Origin of the sequence: Sediminibacterium salmoneum NBRC 103935 (assembly GCF_000511175.1) — a bacterium.
Lineage (GTDB): Bacteria > Bacteroidota > Bacteroidia > Chitinophagales > Chitinophagaceae > Sediminibacterium > Sediminibacterium salmoneum.
The window spans coordinates 1,300,449-1,320,072 of sequence record NZ_KI866530.1 but is presented as its reverse complement, the minus strand read 5'-3'; the positions used below and the strand labels follow the sequence as shown (position 1 = coordinate 1,320,072).

19 protein-coding genes are annotated in these 19,624 nt (G+C 40.2%); 15 read left to right on the top strand and 4 right to left on the bottom strand.

What is annotated here, in order from left to right; all coding sequences use genetic code 11:
- Positions 1–55: 55 nt before the first annotated feature.
- Entirely contained in the window at positions 56–940 is an 885-nt protein-coding gene (locus P767_RS0106310; protein ID WP_026763855.1) for an alpha/beta hydrolase, read from the bottom strand.
- A gap of 93 nt (positions 941–1,033) precedes the next feature.
- On the opposite strand from P767_RS0106310, the gene P767_RS0106305 reads away from it, so the two are divergent.
- From P767_RS0106305 to P767_RS0106285, 5 genes are read left to right on the top strand one after another with little or no spacing between them, the layout of a single operon-like run.
- Entirely contained in the window at positions 1,034–1,369 is a 336-nt protein-coding gene (locus tag P767_RS0106305) for a 2Fe-2S iron-sulfur cluster-binding protein (RefSeq protein WP_216593210.1), read from the top strand.
- Between the two features lie 30 nt (positions 1,370–1,399).
- Positions 1,400–1,639 (top strand): Fe-S cluster assembly protein IscX, encoded by a 240-nt coding sequence (gene iscX / locus P767_RS0106300; protein ID WP_026763853.1) that lies wholly within the window; start codon positions 1,400–1,402, stop codon positions 1,637–1,639.
- Positions 1,640–1,643: 4 nt separating this feature from the next.
- Entirely contained in the window at positions 1,644–2,156 is a 513-nt protein-coding gene (locus P767_RS0106295) for a KdsC family phosphatase (RefSeq protein WP_245586847.1), read from the top strand.
- A gap of 24 nt (positions 2,157–2,180) precedes the next feature.
- The gene (locus P767_RS0106290) at positions 2,181–3,116 is read left to right on the top strand and encodes a geranylgeranylglycerol-phosphate geranylgeranyltransferase (protein ID WP_026763851.1); all 936 of its coding nucleotides are present in this window, start codon (positions 2,181–2,183) and stop codon (positions 3,114–3,116) included.
- Between the two features lie 5 nt (positions 3,117–3,121).
- A complete protein-coding gene (locus tag P767_RS0106285; protein ID WP_026763850.1) occupies positions 3,122–3,703 on the top strand; it encodes a Maf family nucleotide pyrophosphatase in 582 nt (193 codons plus the stop codon).
- A gap of 28 nt (positions 3,704–3,731) precedes the next feature.
- Here P767_RS0106285 and P767_RS0106280 read toward each other — a convergent pair whose 3' ends face one another.
- Complete coding sequence (locus P767_RS0106280; protein WP_026763849.1) at positions 3,732–4,142, bottom strand: OsmC family protein; 411 nt, start codon at positions 4,140–4,142, stop codon at positions 3,732–3,734.
- Between the two features lie 45 nt (positions 4,143–4,187).
- Between P767_RS0106280 and P767_RS0106275 the strand changes: the two genes are divergently transcribed.
- Genes P767_RS0106275 through P767_RS17570 form a run of 3 tightly spaced genes read left to right on the top strand, consistent with a single transcriptional unit; the run spans position 4,188 to position 6,949 of the window.
- Positions 4,188–5,012 carry a hypothetical protein gene (locus P767_RS0106275; RefSeq protein ID WP_157611403.1) on the top strand — a complete coding sequence of 275 codons (825 nt, stop codon included), beginning with the start codon at positions 4,188–4,190 and terminating at the stop codon, positions 5,010–5,012.
- Positions 5,013–5,040: 28 nt separating this feature from the next.
- The gene (gene lipA / locus P767_RS0106270) at positions 5,041–5,988 is read left to right on the top strand and encodes a lipoyl synthase (RefSeq protein WP_037351662.1); all 948 of its coding nucleotides are present in this window, start codon (positions 5,041–5,043) and stop codon (positions 5,986–5,988) included.
- Positions 5,981–6,949, top strand: coding sequence for a phosphodiester glycosidase family protein (locus tag P767_RS17570; protein WP_026763846.1), 969 nt, complete (start codon positions 5,981–5,983; stop codon positions 6,947–6,949). The genes lipA and P767_RS17570 overlap by 8 nt, the downstream gene beginning before the upstream one ends.
- Here the strand turns inward: P767_RS17570 and P767_RS0106260 are convergent.
- Positions 6,909–7,904, bottom strand: coding sequence for an ROK family protein (locus P767_RS0106260; RefSeq protein ID WP_245586846.1), 996 nt, complete (start codon positions 7,902–7,904; stop codon positions 6,909–6,911). The genes P767_RS17570 and P767_RS0106260 overlap by 41 nt on opposite strands.
- A 37-nt stretch (positions 7,905–7,941) precedes the next feature.
- Positions 7,942–9,549 carry an MFS transporter gene (locus P767_RS0106255; protein WP_026763844.1) on the bottom strand — a complete coding sequence of 536 codons (1,608 nt, stop codon included), beginning with the start codon at positions 9,547–9,549 and terminating at the stop codon, positions 7,942–7,944.
- 123 nt (positions 9,550–9,672) lie between these two features.
- On the opposite strand from P767_RS0106255, the gene P767_RS0106250 reads away from it, so the two are divergent.
- From P767_RS0106250 to P767_RS16105, 7 genes are all read left to right on the top strand, one after another.
- Positions 9,673–11,088 carry a glycogen synthase gene (locus tag P767_RS0106250; RefSeq protein ID WP_026763843.1) on the top strand — a complete coding sequence of 472 codons (1,416 nt, stop codon included), beginning with the start codon at positions 9,673–9,675 and terminating at the stop codon, positions 11,086–11,088.
- A 40-nt stretch (positions 11,089–11,128) separates the two neighbouring features.
- Positions 11,129–12,412, top strand: coding sequence for a glucose-1-phosphate adenylyltransferase (locus P767_RS0106245; protein WP_037351661.1), 1,284 nt, complete (start codon positions 11,129–11,131; stop codon positions 12,410–12,412).
- 112 nt (positions 12,413–12,524) lie between these two features.
- Positions 12,525–13,856 (top strand): MFS transporter, encoded by a 1,332-nt coding sequence (locus tag P767_RS0106240; RefSeq protein WP_026763841.1) that lies wholly within the window; start codon positions 12,525–12,527, stop codon positions 13,854–13,856.
- 7 nt (positions 13,857–13,863) lie between these two features.
- On the top strand, positions 13,864–15,735 hold the full coding sequence (locus tag P767_RS0106235; RefSeq protein ID WP_026763840.1) for an alpha-amylase family glycosyl hydrolase: 1,872 nt from the start codon (positions 13,864–13,866) through the stop codon (positions 15,733–15,735).
- Between the two features lie 43 nt (positions 15,736–15,778).
- Positions 15,779–16,492, top strand: coding sequence for a Crp/Fnr family transcriptional regulator (locus tag P767_RS0106230; RefSeq protein WP_026763839.1), 714 nt, complete (start codon positions 15,779–15,781; stop codon positions 16,490–16,492).
- Positions 16,493–16,585: 93 nt separating this feature from the next.
- Entirely contained in the window at positions 16,586–17,122 is a 537-nt protein-coding gene (locus P767_RS0106225; protein WP_026763838.1) for a hypothetical protein, read from the top strand.
- 55 nt (positions 17,123–17,177) lie between these two features.
- On the top strand, positions 17,178–19,604 hold the full coding sequence (locus P767_RS16105; protein ID WP_051417202.1) for a heavy metal translocating P-type ATPase: 2,427 nt from the start codon (positions 17,178–17,180) through the stop codon (positions 19,602–19,604).
- Positions 19,605–19,624: the final 20 nt, after the last annotated feature.

Sequence of the window (19,624 nt, the reverse complement as noted above, 5' to 3'; positions counted from 1 at the left end):
TTTTACTTCAATGATTGGGGTTAAATGCAATGCAATATTAGGTGAAAGGATTAAATCACAAAAAATTGGGCTCAGAAGAGGGTTCTAAAAATGCCATTATTTTGTTGCGTGTACTCGATTCTTTATAGATTTTATTATGGCCTAATCCATGTGTTATGTAAAATTCAGTGCCGGGTATATGCTGTGACAATAAAGGTTTTACATCTTTGAATGTGCAAATAGTGTCTGTTTCATCGTGCACCCAAAGTACACTTGCGGCAATTTTTTTAACCACTCTGGGTACAGAAAAATATTCTATGGGCTCTCCTGCCAATTGTTGTATATGAGCTTCAAAAGCTTCCTGCACTTCTTTTTTGGCAGGAATCAAGGCAAAAAAGTTTTCTATGGCTCTTTTGGTTTCGGTTGCCGGTGCAATTAATACCAGTTTCCGGTTGCTGGTATTCTCCATTCTTTCTATGGCTAAACTAGCTGCCAGGCCACCCAATGAATGGGCAATCATTCCATAAAGCGGACCAAACTGGTTTTCAATGGCCAGGATGCAGTCTCTGTATATAAGCGCATTAATTCTTTTGCCATCACTGGTACCATGCCCCGGTGCGTCAAATGCAAGCACCTCATATCCGCTTTTCACCAGGGCTGATACATAGGATTCAAATTTGTAGGAATAACTGCTGAATCCATGAATGATCAGCACTTTTCTTGCCTGAGCCAGTTCAGATTTCCATTGGAATCCCCGGACTGTTACCCCCCTCAGATCTACCGATACGGGAGTGGAATGGTGAAAAATGGCAGGAACCTTAACTCCTTTTTTTACCCTGAATGGGGTGCAGAAAAGGTCAAAAGCAGCAGCTGCCGCTTTTTCCGGTGAAACCATGCCCAATGTCTTTATTTTAGTACGATAATACTTTAGCAATATCCGCTGACTCCATTTCATCTTCATTATTCAAAGATATTTAATTAATCCCGACTAAACTTTTTAGCATAATAGGGGTTAATAAGAGTTTTAAATACTTTTGCCAACCAAATAGTGATTATGTATACCATTGAAATTGAATTTGAACAGAAAGGACTAGAGAAAGTAGTACTGAATAATATTGCACCTGACCAGAGTTTACTGGAGGTTTGTTTAGACAATGGCATTGAACTCCACCACAATTGCGGGGCGGTTTGTGCATGCAGCACCTGCCATTTATATGTGAATAGTGGCGCTGAGCACCTGGAAGAATTGGGTGACAGGGAAGAAGATTTCATTGACAGAGCTGTAAACCCAAGAATCAATTCAAGACTGGGTTGTCAGTGTGTATTGCAGCAAGGTTCCGGAAAAATCAGTGTTACCTTGCCGGATCAGACTCAGTTTTTAGGAGAATAATTATTCATTGAAGCATTTTAAAGAAACCATATGAGCCATTTTGAGCCACCCATTTACTGGAATGACCACGAAGATATAGCTATGAAATTGTACGAGCGTTTCGGAGACGATTTCACAGAAGCAAAAATTTACAGAATCCGTTTTACCGATTTATTGGAATGGATTTTAGAAATACCCGGATTTGAAGGAACCCGTGAGCAGAGTACTGAAGGGCATCTGGAAATGATTCAGAGTGCCTGGGTGTATGAATGGAGAGACAACCAAAAATAAGATATTGGAAAAATTCAGTTTAATCAACACGTTTGTATTCGACGTTGACGGAGTGTTAACCGATGGCACTTTATTGGTTATGCCCAACGGACTCATGGCCCGCAGGATGAATATTAAAGACGGCTACGCGCTTCAGCTGGCTGTAAAAAAAGGGTACCGTGTGATTATCATTTCAGGAGGGCATTCTCCTGAAGTAATGGATCGGCTGAACAAACTAGGGGTAAAGGAAGTCTATATGCAAGTGACAGACAAATTATCCTTGTTGCAAGAATTGATTGGAACCGCCGAAGAAAATCAACACCAATGTCTGTACATGGGTGACGATATTCCCGACTTGGCCTGTATGAAATGGGCTGGAATTGCGGTTTGTCCTGCTGATGCAGTAACCGAAATAAAATCGGTTTCCTATTTTATTTCAGAAAAAAACGGAGGGATGGGTTGTGTGAGGGATGTGATTGAAAAAGTCATGAAGCTTCGGAATGACTGGAACGAAGATTTTACACTCAGGGCTCAATAGGCACTGATAAAATAAGCTAAGCTTTTGAAACTTATCGCGGCATTCTTAAGATTAATCCGATGGCCCAATCTGGTTTTCATTGTAATTACACAGTGTTTGTTTGAATGGGCCATTTACGGTCGCGTATATCCTGCAAACGACACGGCCATCTTTAACGGTTCTTTTATCCAATTGGTATTGGCTTCAGTTCTGATAGCAGCAGCGGGATATATCATCAACGATTATTTTGATCAGAATATAGACCAGATTAACAAGCCGGATAAAATGGTCGTAAATGTAATCATTAACCGGCGCTGGGTAATCTTCTGGCATATGACACTGAGTCTTGCGGGTCTTTTCTTTACAGCTCTGGCATTGCCAGTTCAGCAATACTGGCACCTTGTTCTGGGTAATTTGGGTGCCATCTTATTATTGTGGTTGTATTCTACCAATTTCAAAAAACAATTGTTAATTGGAAACGTGCTTATTTCCTTATTAACGGCCTGGGTTATCCTGATTTTATTTTTTGCCAAATATCCGCTTGTGATGCATGAAATGCTCGGGCTGGATCATGCCAAAGTGAGGTTCTTCCGTTTAACCATTTTATATGCGGCTTTTGCCTTTATTATTTCACTGGTTAGGGAAGTGGTAAAAGATATGGAGGATATGGAAGGCGACCAGAAATATGGATGCAAAACCATGCCCATTGTTTGGGGGATACGTGCTACCAAGGTATTTGTTGCAGTTTGGCTGGTTGTTTTGATAGCGGCTTTGCTGATTTTGCAATTTTATGTATTGGGTCTGGGTTGGTGGCATAGTGCAGGATATTGTTTGTTATTTATAATATTGCCTCTGGTAATTACTGCACAAAAATTATACAAAGCCAATACACCAAGTGATTATCATCGTTTAAGCACCCTGATTAAATGGGTGATGTTTACAGGTATATTGTCGATGGTATTCTTTCAATTTTATGAATAGTTAACATGCAAAGACCATTGATACTGGCTTCCCAAAGCCCAAGAAGAAAACAGTTGCTGGAATGGGCAGAAATTAATTTCACAGTGGAAGTGGTGGAAACAGACGAAAGTTTTTCTGCAGAATTGGACCCTGTAGAAATTCCCATTCATATTGCAAGGGCTAAAGCCATAGCTGTCAGAGAAAAGCGCAGGAAGGAAGGTCGCGACGCTGAAACACCTGTTTATCTGGCGGCGGATACCGTGGTTGTGTTGAACAATGAAATTATCAATAAGCCCAAAGACAGGGCAGATGCCATAGCCATGCTTTCCAGATTGTCTGGTCAACAACATAGGGTAATCACGGGAGTTGTGATACTCAATCAACAGGAAGAAATTGCTTTTTCAGAAACCACCCAGGTGCAGTTTCATGAACTTACTGCAGCACAGATAGAACATTATGTGGACCAATATAAGCCCTATGATAAGGCAGGTGCCTATGCCATACAGGAATGGATTGGGGTGATTGGAATCGCCGCTATTAACGGAGACTTTTACAATGTGATGGGCTTGCCTGTGAGCAGGGTGGTGAAGGCGCTGCCTGTTGGGTAAGCAGCAGCCTTTCCTTTTTACGTATCTTCTACCAGCTGAATGTAAGATCCAGTTCCAGATCAGGATGCAATGACCTTTCTACCGGACAGGTTCTGGCAGTATTTTCCAAAATGGTCTTTTCCTTATCGCTCAAATTTTTAAGTGATTCAGGAAATTGAATATGTACTATGATTTTGCCAATCCGGCGGGGATCGGGGTACATAACTTTGGTAACGTCTGCCCTGGTACCGTCCAGAACAATATTGTCCATGGTCTGGGCTTTGATACCCATGGTGGTTATCATACAGGAAGCCAATGCAGTAGCCACTAAATCGGTGGGGGAAAACCTTTCCCCTTTTCCCTTGTTATCGGTTGGAGCATCGGTTTCAATGGATGATCCGCTTTGTAAGTGGGTTGCAGTGGTTCTTAAGTCGCTGGTATAAATAATTTGTGAAGTCATTGCATCAATTTTGCTTTAAATTTACATCTATCAAATTAAATGGAAGTGAAGAAACTATTTTTCGTGATTTGTCTCTTGTCGGGAACAGGATTAATGGCGCAGAAAAAACAACTTTCTGAAGCTGCTATGCAGCGTGCTCAAAAGAAAGAAGAAAGGAGAGAAAAAATAAATCAGTTAATAAAGCAGGAAGAAGAAGGAGCATTGATTTTTAATAAACAAAGTGCTTTCAGTTTCAACTTAAATACCGATGGCTGGGGACTTAAATACGAGAAAGGAAAATATAAATCCATTACTTCCACTAATCTCTGGTGGCTGGAATTCGGTGAAAGGAAACATCCCAAGGAAGAGCGGATTCCAACACTTTCGTCTTCTGGTGGTTTTATACTTATCTCTAACTATATCTATGGAAAGCGGAATAATTTCTATTACCTCAATCTTGGTTTTGGACAACAAAAACTAATAGGCGGAAAGGGGAATAAAAATGGTATTGCTGTTTCTGCCATTTATGGTGCAGGATTAAGTGCCGGTTTATTAAAACCTTATTATCTGGATGTTCAGAACCTGCAGACAGGAGAAAGAACACAGATTAAATACGACGGAACCAATCAATCAACTTTTCTGGACCCTAATGCCATTCTGGGAAGAGGGGGGCTATTTAAAGGATTTGGAGAAATGAAATTTGTTCCGGGCGCCCATGCTAAGTTTGCCCTTCGCTTCGATTATGGTCGCTATAATGAATTGCTTTCAGCCATTGATGTGGGCATCAATGCTTCCTATTATTCCCAGAAAATGCCGATTATTTTGTTAAACCCGGAAAAGAACTTCTTCTTTAATGCTTACGCAGCATTTACGTTCGGTAGAAGAAAGTAGTTAATTTTGTGCCCTAGAACTGAAGCGCATGCAAGAATTACCTGTTGTACCCAAGATACCCCAAGATACTATTGTATCCAGCGATACCCCTTTAAAAAAGCCCAATTGGCTGAGAGTTAAATTACCAATAGGTGAGAGTTATAAGCACGTGAGAGGTTTGGTGGATACCCATAAACTACATACCATTTGTGAAAGTGGCAATTGCCCGAATATGGGCGAATGCTGGGGAGAAGGAACCGCTACTTTCATGATTCTGGGCAATATCTGTACAAGAAGTTGTGGATTCTGTGCAGTGGCAACCGGAAGACCACTTGCGGTTGATTTTGATGAACCCCAGCGAGTAGCAGAAGCCATCCATCTGATGAAAGTGAAGCATGCGGTAGTTACCAGTGTAGACAGAGATGAATTGAAAGACGGGGGCTCTATTATCTGGTACAATACCATTAATGCGGTGAAAGCATTAAATCCAGATACAACGCTGGAGACCCTTATTCCTGATTTCAGGGGATTTAAGGATCAGATACAAAGAATTATTGATGCGGCACCTGAGGTAGTTAGCCACAATATGGAAACGGTGGAAAGAATTACCCGTCAGGTTAGAATCCAGGCCAAATACAGAAGAAGCCTGGAAGTATTGGAGACCTTGAAGAAAGGAGGCATGAGAACAAAGACCGGTATCATGCTGGGGCTGGGTGAAACCAAGGAAGAAGTGGTTCAGACCATGAAAGACCTGGTAGAAGCGGGCACAGACGTAATTACACTTGGACAGTATCTGCAACCTACCAAGAAGCATCTTCCTGTACAGCGCTTTGTTCATCCGGATGAATTTGCTGAACTACGCGAAATCGGATACACAATTGGTTTTGATTATGTGGAAAGCGGTCCGCTGGTTCGTTCTTCCTACCATAGTGAAAAACATGTGATTCCTGGATACGGAAAGAATAAATGGCTAATGGAAAAAGCCGTTCATGCTTAGGTTACTGCTTTTACTTCTTTTTTTACCTTTTACAGGATATACTCAGTACACCTGGGTTAAAGCAGATGCAGCGTTTGGTCCATTGCCGAAGGGAGTAGAATTATTTTATACCAATGATTCACTCGATGGTAAACCCAGTAAAGCCTTTTATTGCAAAGTGCCCTTAAAAAAAAGGAACCTCTTTTTTACTACAAAAGTGGGAAATGGAAAAAGGTTTACCCCTTCTGAATATTACCAGCAAAATGATCATCCATTTCTGGTGGTGAATACTACCTTTTTTGAGTTTGTTCAAAACAGAAATTTAAATGCAGTTGTGCAGGAGGGAAAACTGGTAGCCTACAATGTCCACAGTTTGGCGGGAAAAGGTAAAGATACACTAACCTATCGTCATGTATTTGCCAGTGCCATTGGCATTGCAAAAAATCGCAGGGCTGATATCGCGTGGTTGTATACAGACAGCAACAGTAAGTATCCGCTGGCTTCACAAACGGTGGTTCCTTTTTTTAAAGACAGTATTGCAACCGTTAATTCAGCATCTCTTACTATTAAGAATGAGTTTAAAAAATGGAGAATGCAGACTGCTGTTGCTGGTGGTCCGGTATTGATTCAGGATGGGCAAATCCGTATCAGCAATAATGAAGAAATTCGTTTTCCAGGTAATCAGATTAACGACAAACATCCTCGAACAGCCATGGGATATACAACGGATGGCTATTTGATAGTTATGGTAGTGGAAGGAAGAAATCCTGGCATAGCAGAAGGTGCTAGTTTATTTCAATTGGCCAGACTTTTACAATCTGTTGGTTGTATAGAAGCCTTGAATTTAGATGGTGGCGGAAGCAGCACCATGCTGATTAACGGAAAAGAAACCATTAAACCCAGCGATAAAACCGGGCAGCGCCCGGTTCCCGCAGTATGGATTATTTCATCTCCCAAACAAGGGCAGATGCGCCCAAAATAGCTGCATCTGATTCCTTCAAATGGCTAACCAATATTTTCACTTTATTTTGGAATACCTGTACCAGATTTGCTTCCATATGTTCGCGTGTTGGCTTTAAAATAAAGTCTCCTGCTTTGGTTAAGCCTCCAAATAATACAATGGCTTCCGGACTGGAGAACATAACGAAATTGGCCAAAGCCATTCCTAAAATCTTTCCGGTAAAATCAAATATTTCCTTGGCCAGTTCATCTCCTTCTATGGCTGCATCGTACACTTTTTTAGAATCAATTTCATTGTGCGGGATTGCCCTGAGTAAACTGGGTTTGTCGCTTTTTTGCAGGAATTCAATGGTACTTAACCGTACACCGGTTGCGGATGCATAGCTTTCCAGTGAGCCTCTTTTTTGTGTGCCTTCATGTAATCTGCCATCAGGAATGATAATGGTATGACCCAGTTCACCGGCAAAGCCATCATGGCCGTAAACCAGTTTTCCGTTGGCCACAATACCACTTCCAACTCCTGTTCCCAGTGTGATCATAATGAAATCGTTCATGCCCTGAGCAGCACCGTACATCATTTCACCAATGGCTGCAGCGTTGGCATCATTGGTAAGAACAACCGGTAATTTAAATTTATCTTCTGCCATTTTTCCAAAGGGGATAATTCCCTTCCAGGGTAAGTTGGCAGCATATTCAATGGTGTTCTTGTAATAGTTTCCGTTAGGAGCACCAATTCCAATCCCTTTGATTCTGCCAATGCCTCCGGCCTGTTCAATCAATGGCGCAATGTTCTCGTATAACTCATCAATGTATGGAATAACTTCCATATGATTCCGGGTACTCATTTCCCCTGAAAACAAGAGGTTCCCAACCCGGTCAACTATTCCATATTTGGTACCTGTACCACCTATATCAATTCCAATAGCCAATGGTTCCATAGCTGCTGATGTGTTTCTGTTTTCTTGTTTGGTATTCATATTTGCTGAATATTATGAATGGAATATCAAATTAAAATTAATGTCCGCCGCCAACCTGTGCATCAAAATCCAATCCCTGAGCTTTTAATACAGACTTCATTTTCAAAGCCAGATATGCAAGAAAAGCAAAGCAGGCTGCGGCCAACAAATAAGACTGATGCATTCCGATAGAAGCATTGTCTCCAATTGCTCCTTGTAAAGGAGGAATGATAGCTCCTCCCAGAATCATCATGATTAAGAAGGCAGAGCCCTGACTGGTGTATTTGCCTAATCCACCTACCCCTAAAGAAAAAATACAAGGCCACATTACAGAACAACACAATCCACCTGCAATGAAAGAGTAAACAGATATCAACCCATTGGTAAATACACCTATAAGCATGGCAATGGTTGCTAAAGTGGCCACCGCTACCAATGTTTTAACCGGTTTTTCCTGTCCATAGAAAAATGCGGCAATCGCTAATACAATGTAAACGGCATATCCAAATAAATCGGAAACATCGCTACCGTATAAATTATTTACATAGAGTACTACTCCAAAAGCAAAGAAGGGCACTACAATGGTTGCAATAGTTTTTGAAATGCCTTTCAGATTAAATACCCCAATTGCCCCAGTCCATCTGCCAATCATTAAGCTGCCCCAGTACAAGGAGACATATTTGGATATCTGACTTTCTTCCAAACCAGTTTCTGTTAAGTAACCCGGGATACGTAATAATGCGCCAAAATTATTATCAATGGTAACTTCCACCCCCACGTAAACAAAAATGCCAATCATACCATAAATTAATTGCTGGTATTTCATGGCACCCCAACCTTCCGGATTTTTTACTGCCTTACTATTGGAGTAAAATAAAATACCCACTACACTAATTAATGATAATAATAACAAAGTCAGTTTAGGTACTTCTGTAAACTGACCCACAACAATGATCAATCCAATACATAAAGTCATCATTAAAAGGGAAGAAGCTGCTTTATTGGCTTTCTCAAATTTTTCATCGTTCTTTCCTTCCGGTAATTTTGAAAACGCAAAGAATAAAGCTACTGCTGCAAATACGGCAGCCACAATTAAATAGAGCGTATTGATATTGGTTACAGTAACTTCTGTGTTGGCATTTCCAACAGATCCGAATAAAAAGAAGCTTACTATAATGGGACCTAAAGTAGTTCCCAGTGAATTAACCCCACCTGCTAAATTTAAACGATGAGACCCTGTAGACGGATCTCCCAGCAAAATGGCAAAGGGTTGTGCAGAAGTTTGTTGTAATGAGAATCCGAGTGCCACTATAAAAAAGGATCCCAGAATAGCAGGGAAAGAATTGGCATTGGCAGAAGGGATAATCAGCAGGGCACCCACCACTGAAATGGCAAGTCCATAGATAATTCCCTTTTTGTAACCGATCTTATTTAAAATATCATACCCTACAAAATTGGATAATATAAAAAGAATCAATGAGCCTATAAAATAAGCACCATAAAATGCAGAGCCTATTAACTGAGATTCAAACTGATTGAGTTCAAAGTGTACTTTGGCGAAGGGTATAAAAATGCTGTTGGAAGCAGCAATAAAACCCCAGAAAAAAAACACAATCACAAGGGTGGCTAAAGCACCGGAATTGGTAGGCTGTTTGGTTTGGCTCATAACAAACGTTCAATTTTACAAACAGGGAAAATAGTAATAAATGCGGGAAGCAAAAATTTTAAATCGGAATTTGAGGGAATCAGTTTATTGGCTATCTTGAAATAGAAGTTTTAAAACCCTTTTATGGAAATCATACATGTTAGTGCAGAGTGTTATCCGGTGGCAAAAGCTGGCGGACTGGGAGATGTAGTAGGGGCTTTGCCCAAATATCAGTGCAAGTCTGGCGATATTGCCAAAGTAATTATGCCCATGTACCGGACCAAGTTTCTATATGAGAATGACTGGACCGTTGATTATAAGGGCAGTGCCAATTTGGGCAACTGGAATTTTGATTTTACCGTAATTAAGGAACCCACTAATAAATTGGGTTTTGATTTGTTTTTAATTGATATCAATGGTTTGCTAGACCGTCAGAAAATATATGGATACGACGACGATGCAGAACGATTCACTGCTTTTCAGATTGCAGTTGTCAGTTGGATCAGCAGCTGGGAGCATAAGCCCGATGTGGTGCATTGCCATGACCATCATACAGCACTGATACCCTTTATGATGAAGTATTGTTATGCCTTTCAGCACCTGGGTTCGGTTCCGACTGTTGTGACCATTCATAATGGACAGTACCAGGGCTGGATGGGCTGGGATAAAAGTATCTATATACCCAAATGGGATTTATGGAAACGGGGCATGCTCGACTGGGCGGGCAATATCAATCCCCTTGCATCCGGGGTTAAATGTGCCGATAAAGTAACTACGGTTAGCTGGAGTTATATGGATGAACTCAGGTACAATGCCAATGGCCTGGAGGCTTTGTTTGAATATGAGAAGGGGAAATGCATGGGTATATTGAATGGAATTGATAACGAAGTCTGGAATCCGGAAACAGACACTTATCTGGAGCATCACTATTCTGTTAAGACGGTAAAAAAAGGAAAAGAGCAGAATAAAAAAATTCTATGCGAACAGTTTGGACTGGACATCACCAAACCCCTGTTTGTATTTATTGGAAGACTGGTAGGAGAGAAAGCGGCTGATATATTACCAGATGCCATTAGAACCGCCATGCACGAAACACAGGGTAATGCCTGCTTCTTAATTTTGGGAAGTGGTGAAACCCAGATTGAATGGGAATTACAGCAGATGACGAATCATCACCAGGGTATTTACAATGCATATATCGGGTACAATGAACAACTGAGTCATGTTATTTATGCCGGAGCAGATTTCTTATTAATGCCCAGCAGGGTTGAGCCCTGTGGTCTTAATCAGATGTATGCCATGCGATATGGAACAGTTCCTGTAGTAAGAAGCACAGGAGGCTTGAAAGATACCGTTTCAGATATGGGTGATCCCGATGGCTTTGGCATTCGATTTAACAATGCCACTGTAGAAGACCTTGCCTATTCTATTGGCAGGGGCGTTTCTGTTTATCAGGATCAACAGCAAATGGCTAAAATGCGAACTCAAATGATGCAAATAGATCATAGTTGGGAGAGTACGGTTGCTGAGTACAGACAAGTTTATCAGAATTTAAAATAAAAAAACTAACTTCAAAGCAGTATAAAAGCAATCCATATTTATGAGTAGTATTTCCAAATCAGTTTTGGCTGTGATATTGGGCGGGGGAGCAGGCACCCGTCTTTTTCCTTTAACCGCAAGCAGGTCTAAGCCAGCGGTTCCGATTGCCGGTAAATATCGTTTGGTGGATATTCCCATCAGTAACTGTATCAATAGCGGTATCAACCGTATGTTTGTTTTAACGCAGTTTAATTCAGCTTCACTGAACAAGCATATTAAAAACACTTACCACTTCAGTGCATTCAGTACGGGTTTTGTAGACATTCTTGCGGCGGAACAAACACCAGATAATCCGGGTTGGTTTCAGGGAACAGCAGATGCGGTAAGACAATCACTCAGACATATTTCCAATTTAGAGTATGACCATATTTTAATTTTAAGTGGTGACCAGTTGTACCAGATGGATTTTGGCGATATGCTGAAAAACCATATTGACAGCCAGACCGATATATCCATTGCAACCATACCAGTTGATGATCGGGATGCTCCTGAATTTGGTATTTTAAAAACCAATGAACAAAATGTAATTACTTCCTTTATTGAGAAGCCTAAAAAGGATTTATTGCCTGAGTGGGTAAGTGATACGGGAGCAGATATGCAGAAGCAGGGTAGAAACTATCTGGCATCTATGGGTATCTATATTTTCAATAAGAAAATCCTGGATAAATTGTTGAATGAGGCGCATCCCAATGCAACCGATTTCGGAAAGGAAATCATTCCTGATTCTATTGAAAATTACAAGGTATCCAGTTTCCAGTATGATGGTTACTGGACAGATATCGGAAATATTTATTCCTTCTACGAAGCCAACCTGGCTTTAACACAGGAGATACCGCCATTTAATTTATTCGACAATACCAAGACGGTTTATAGCCGTGCGCGTATGCTGCCGCCTGCAAAAATCAGTGGAACTACTTTGGAGAAAACCATTATTGCCGAAGGTTCCATCATTCATGCCAGCCGTATAGAACAAAGTGTGGTAGGTATCCGCTCTCGCATTGGCCATGGTACAACTGTTGTAAGTACCTATATTATGGGTAATGATTATTACGAAACCATTGAAGAAATGGAACTGAATGCCAGCAAGGGATTACCTAAAATAGGCATCGGGGAGCGTTGCTATATCAAAGACGCCATCATCGATAAAAACTGCCGTATCGGGAACGATGTGCGGATTAACGGGGGAAGTCATTTGCCCAATACTGACCATCCATTATATACCGTTAAAGATGGAATTGTAGTGGTTAAGAAAACGGCCATATTGCCAGATGGCTTTGTGATTTAAGCAATTTAGTTCAACACAAATTTTCATGAACATCCTCTTTATGGGGATGTTTTTATTTGTATATTGAGATGTGTATTCAATACACAATATCAACCAATAAATATCGATTGCTATGTCAACTACCCCTAAAGCGGTACTGCCAAAACTTGGTTTCTGGCAGATCTGGAATATGTGTTTTGGTTTTTTTGGTATCCAGTTTGGCTGGAGTCTGCAGATGGGCAATATGAGTGCTATTTATGAATACCTGGGTGCAAGTCCTGAACAGATTCCAGGCCTTTGGTTGGCAGCTCCTATGACTGGTTTAATTGTTCAGCCAATTATAGGCTATATGAGCGACAGAACCTGGCATCCGCGTCTAGGAAGAAGAAGACCTTATTTTTTAATTGGTGCTATTTTGAGTTCGCTGGCTTTGTTTATCATGCCCAATTCATCAGCTATCTGGATGGCTGCAGGGGTATTGTGGATTCTGGATTCCTGTATTAATATCAGTATGGAGCCCTTCCGTGCTTTTGTAGCAGATAATCTGGACGAAGAGCAACAACCCATGGGTTTTGCCATGCAAAGTATGTTTATAGGATTGGCTTCATTTATTGCAGGATACTTGCCTCAGAAGCTGGTTCAGTGGTTAGGGGTTTCAAGGGAAAAAACAGCTGGAGGCATTCCTGAAAATATCATGTATTCGTTTTACATAGGTGCTGCAGTTTTTTTACTGGCTGTTGTATATACGGTGGTTAAGAGCAAAGAATATCCACCTGCTGATCCCGAATGGAAAAAGAAACTGGACGAAGAAGGCAAAGGATTCATGGGTGGAGTGAAAGAAATTTTTAGTGCAGTCGCGAATATGCCAGATCAGATGAAGCGGCTGGCGCTGGTTAATTTTTTAACCTGGCCAGGTTTATTTCTCATGTGGTTTTACTACAGCACAGGGGTGGCAACTGATATATTCGGGGGGAACACAACCACCAACAGTGATTTATACACGCAGGGACTGGAATACGCCAATACCACTTCTGCCATTTTGAATTTAGTAACATTTGGTTTTTCTTTTTCACTTCCTTTCTGGGTAAATAAATTGGGTAAGAAATATACTCATTCTATTTGTTTGGTATTGGGAGGCATAGGCTTAATCTCTGTGAAATATGTTTCGGATCCTTCTTTTCTGTATATATCCATGGGACTGGTAGGTATTGCCTGGGCATCCATTTTGTCGATGCCTTATTCTATGCTGGCAGGCTGTATACCCCCTGCTAAAATGGGCATCTATATGGGTATCTTCAATTTTTTCATTGTATTGCCCGAAATTATCGCTTCGCTGTTTTTTGGAAAAGTAATGGAAAATGTATTGCACAATGATCGTTTGATGGCAGTACAAGTGGGTGGGGGACTGCTTGTAGCAGCCGCAATAATTTGTGCTTTAGTTGTTAAAGAGAATCAATCAAAATAATTACAGTATGAAAAAAGGAAGCTTGTTTTTTGCGATATTATTTTGGGGACTGCAACTGATTGCTCAAAAAAATATTGAACTATATCCAACACATTGGTTTACCGGTATGAAGTGGAATAAAGTGCAATTGCTGGTGCGCAACACCAATGCCACATTTGAGAATATTTCTGTTACAACTAATTATCCCGGTGTTACCATTACAAAAGTGCATGCGTTTGAAAATAAAAAATACCTGGCGATTGATCTGACCATTCAGACCATAGCCAAGCCTGGTAAAGTACAAATGCAGTTGAAGGGGACTAATTCCAAAACCAATCTGACCTGGGAACTAAAACCTCGCAGAAAGGGAATGGGTTCTGAATATGCGAATGGGGTTACTTCAAAAGATTTCATTTATCTGTTAATGCCCGACAGATTCAGCAATGGCAACCCTGCTAATGATAAGGTAACAGGATATCTGGACACTGTTGTTAATAGAAAGGACCCTATCAAAAGGCATGGGGGAGATTTGGAGGGAGTTACCAATCAATTGGATTATCTGAAAGAACTGGGTGTAACTGCCATCTGGATGACACCAGTGATTGAAAATGATATGCCTTTGCAAAGCGAACAAGCCGGAATGATGGCAGGATATCATGGCTATTGGTTCACCAACCATTATGCCATTGATAAAAGACTGGGAGGTGAGAAGGCTTATAAAAACTTAATTGAAGCCGCTCATGCAAAGGGCATTAAAATAATTCAGGACGCGGTTTATAACCATATTGGTAATGAGCATTGGATGTTCAAAGATGCACCTGCTAAAGACTGGATTAATCAGTGGGCATCCTACACCAATACCAATCATCGGGATGAAGCCATTTTTGATCCGATGGGAAACGCAGCAGACAAGAAAGTGATGTTGGACGGATGGTTTGTACCCCATTTACCAGACATTAATCAGAGAAACCCATTTGTATCAAACTATTTAATTCAGCATGCGCTATGGACAGTGGAAGAGTTTGGTATTGATGGCTGGCGGGTAGATACCTATAAATATTGCGATGAAGCTTTTATGAATAAGGTTAATACAGCATTGGAAAATGATTTCCCTACTATCAGCATATTTGGTGAAGCAGTAGCTAATACAGTGGCAGGCAGTGCCTACTTTACCAAAAACAATATGAATGCTGCCTTTAAACACAATGCTCCGGGGACTACTGATTTTCCGTTGAGTTATTCCATGATGGATGCATTGAACCAACCCTTTGGCTGGACCCAGGGAGTGAATAAAATGTACATGACTTTATCGCAGGATTTCTTGTATCAGACACCGGAGAAGAACTGTATATTCCTGGATAACCACGATATGGAAAGATTTGTTTCTATGATTGGGGAAGACATGAACAAATTCAAAATGGGCATGAATCTTTTGTTCACACTAAGGGGTATTCCGCAATTGTATTATGGTACTGAACTGTGGATGAAAAATTTCAAGGACCCCAATGATGGGATGGTTCGTCTGGATTTTCCTCTAGGGTTTCTGGATGAAATGGGGAATAAGCGCACAGCCGGTGGTCTTAATCCCACCGAAAACACAGCCTATCAATATGTAAAGGCCCTGGCTAATTTCCGAAAGAATAATACGGCACTGCAAACGGGTAAAATGATGCAATATTTACCCAAGGACGGGCTTTATGTTTATTTTAGATACGATGAAACTTCAACAGTAATGGTAGTATTAAATGCGTCTTCCAAACCGAATACACTGGAGTGGAAACAGTATGTAGAGAGAACCAATGGATTTAAACAGGCATATGATGTAATTACTGGTGAAATATTGGCGGATAAAAAAGTGTTGAACCCTATGGAATCAAGAGTAGTTTTATTATCAAAATAAAACCAATATGTTTAACTTTGTTTAAAGCAATACAGCGGAAGTAATGAAGAATAACGGATCCATTGAAACAGGGTGTTTACATTGTAATGTTCGTTTAAGCTCTGTATTTAATGTTTTGGACCAGGAACAAACACAGGAACTCTGTGCGCACAAATCCTGCGCGGTTTATAAGAAAGGGCAATATGTTTTTACTGAAAATGGACTACCCAATGGGTTGTTTTGCATTAACAGCGGCAAAATAAAATTAACCACCACTGGTTATGATGGTAAGGAGCAAATTCTTCGGCTGGTTAAGTCTGGTGATATTTTGGGTTACCGTGCCCTGCTTTCCAACGAACGCTATCACTGTTCTGCTGTTACGCTGGAAGATGCATCTATTTGTATTATTGATAAAAAATACTTTTTTGATGCGCTGGCTGCCTCGCCGAAATTGATGTTTGAAGTGGTAAAGAAAATGAGCCATGACCTTAAGACGGCGGAAGATCATATCGTATCTCTTTCTCAGAAAAATGTAAGAGAGCGTATGGCTGAAGCACTTTTATTCCTGAAAGCTACCTATGGATTTGAGGAGGATAATCAGACCCTGAATGTTAGTTTAAGCAGGGAAGAAATTGCCGATTATGTTGGCACATCCACAGAATCCTGTATACGATTGTTGTCAGAATTTAACACCGATAAGTTAATTCAGCTAAAGGGGAAAAAGATCAGCATCCTTAATCTACAAAAGCTGATTCAAACGGCCAATATTGAAGACTAGGTAATTTTTATGATTTTAATCATGTTTCTGCATTTCAAATCTCATTGAATTCGTGACTTTACAGTGACAATTTTGTAGGGTAAAATTTTACCCATGTGTAAACATGCAGACCAAACTGCCGAATTTATCGCTCACCTTTTAGATAATGTATATCCTTGTCTGGAATTGAAAATTCAGAATGCTATTCATTGTTCTTTTCTGAAAGATTATGATGCGGAAGCAACTACTTATCTGAAAGAACTGATGCAGCAGATAAAAAATGATTTTAGTTCCCTCGTTACCTGTGAACAAAAACTGGTGTTTCCTTCGGTGATGAAAGTATTCAATGCAAAAACGGCAAAAGAAGTTCCGATGCCCAATTTGTTTGATTTAATGCAATTAACAAGGAGCAAGGAACATAAAATAATGGCTCAGGTAAACACGCTCGCCAACCTGCTTTCTACCAATACCTGGAACAAAGTTGCTATTAAGCAGCACGATTTAGTGAATACTTTCAATGACAGTTTTGTAAAGGAAAAATACAAATGGAATAAAATGATTGAAGACAGGCTGAATGCATGTAATTGTTTCAGGTCAAATGTTTTCAAAGGACTTGGTGTTGACCCACATAATAAGAAGATAAATAATTAAAAATTTAATACGTTCAATTCAAAAAATTAAGTAACTTTTAACAACTTTTTACAACATGTTGAATAAGACCTTAGAATCCACCAAATGCTTTCACTGCGGTGACGCCTGTGTGGGAGAGCCTGTGGTTTTTGATGAAAAGTCTTTCTGTTGCAAAGGTTGTAGTTCTGTTTTTCAGATTTTAAATAAAAGTAATCTTTGCGAGTATTATAATTTACACGATGCTTCTGGTGTAAAAATGAGCGAAACCCGTGATCCGCAGAAATTTGCATTTCTGGATAATCCGCAAATTGCCGCTAAGTATATTGTTTTTTCAAAGCCCGCTCAAATTGCGGTTCAATTCTACTTGCCTCAGATTCATTGCAGTTCCTGTATCTGGTTATTGGAAAACCTGCAGAAAGTTCACGAGGGAATCTATTTTTCAAGCGTTCATTTTCCAACCAAGGAATTGACTGTTTATCTGGACCCTGAAAAAATCAGTATCAGAGCTACAGCGGAATTGCTTGGCTCTGTTGGCTACGAACCCTATATTACTTTAAACGATGGTCAGGAAGCCAAGCGCGAACAGAAAATTGTGGCTCGTACTGCCATGATTAAAATTGGTATTGCAGGTTTTTGCTTTGCCAATATCATGATGTTGAGTTTTCCTGAATACCTGGGTTTGGAAACCATTACAAGAGATGGGCTGAATGCCAATTTATTCCGATACTTTAATCTATTACTTGCTTTACCCGTTTTATTATACAGCGGGTCTGAATTCTTTATTAATTCCTGGTATAGCTTTAAGCAAAGAAGACTGAATATTGATGCCCCCATTGCTTTGGCGCTCGCCGTTACTTTTGGCAGAAGTGTATATGAAATTTTATCCGGAACCGGCGGAGGGTATTTAGATAGTATGTCCGGAATTATTTTCTTCATGTTATTGGGAAGATCTTTCCAGACCAAGACCTTTGCTGATCTTTCATTTAACCGAGACTTTACTTCCTATTTTCCAGTGGCAGTATGTTTGATTGATAAAGAAGGGAAGGAATCTTTTGTGCCTGTTCAGGAAGTGAAAGCAGATGATACTATCCGCATCAGAAACAACGAAGTTATACCGGTGGACGGTATGCATATCAAAGGCAGAGCAGAAATTGATTACAGTTTTGTTACGGGAGAGAATGAGCCCGTTTCTTTGGCCATTGGCGATTTAATTTATGCAGGTGGAAAGCAGCTTAGTGGGGCCATTGATGTGCTGGTAGTGAAACCATTTTCACAAAACAGCTTTACCAAGCTCTGGAATAATGAAGCTTTCAAAAAGTCAGATAAAAACGACTATTCCTTTACAACCGTAATTAGTAATTATTTTTCTGTAGTTGTTTTAACCGTTGCATTCAGCAGTTTTATATTTTGGTATGGCACTAATCTGAACTATGCCTGGCAATCTATGACAGCCGTTTTGATTGTTGCCTGTCCCTGTGCATTGTTAATCACAGCCACATTTACAGAAGGCTTTGTACTGAACATTTTCAGCAAGCACGGGTTGTTTTTAAAAAATGCCCTTGTTCTTCAGAATATTGCCAAAATTAACCAGGTTGTTTTTGATAAAACAGGAACGCTTACTTACCCTCATGCTTCCACTGTTCATTATGAAGGGAATCCACTTAGTGCATCAGACAAAGCTGTAATTGGTGCAATGGCAACGCAATCAATGCACCCATTAAGCAAGGCGATTGCTAAAGAGTTAAATATTGTTCAGGGGCAGATTGCCCATATTAAGGAAGTAGCAGGGGCTGGTATTGAAGCTTGGGAGAACGAAACGCATTATAAATTAGGTTCTGCAGACTTTGTTGGAAAAGCAACCGGGGAAGTCAAGGGATCTGAAGTATGGGTGTCTGTTGATGGAGAAGTCTTTGGTAAATTCATTATTCAGAATGTATTGAGAGCACATGTAGACAGACTGATTCAGGAATTACCTTATCCCATAACTGTTTTAAGTGGCGATAATAATCGTTCTGAAGAATATTTAAAGCAGAATTTGCAAAGACCTGTTCAGTATTTATTTAATCAGACTCCGCAAGACAAACTTCAGTATATAGATAACCTAAGAAAAGAAGGTAAAGAAGTGATGATGGTGGGGGATGGATTGAATGACGCAGGTGCTTTGAGCAAAAGCAATGTAGGTATTGCAGTAGTTGACAATACCATTCAGTTTTCACCTGCCAGCGATGCCATTATGCTGTCTGAACAATTGCCTTTGCTTGATCAGTATATCCGCGCTGCCAAATGGTCTAAGAATCTGATTAAGACCACTTTTGTTATTTCTACATTATATAATGTGGTTGGATTGTATTTTTCTGTAACTGCTCAGATGTCTCCATTAGTGGCAGCTATTTTAATGCCATCCAGTACATTCACCATTGTAATGACAACTATGCTGGGCTCTGCCCTGATAGAAAAATATTGTTTTCACCCCATTCTGAATCCTAAAAATGAACAAGTATGAGCATTATTGTAATGTTATTA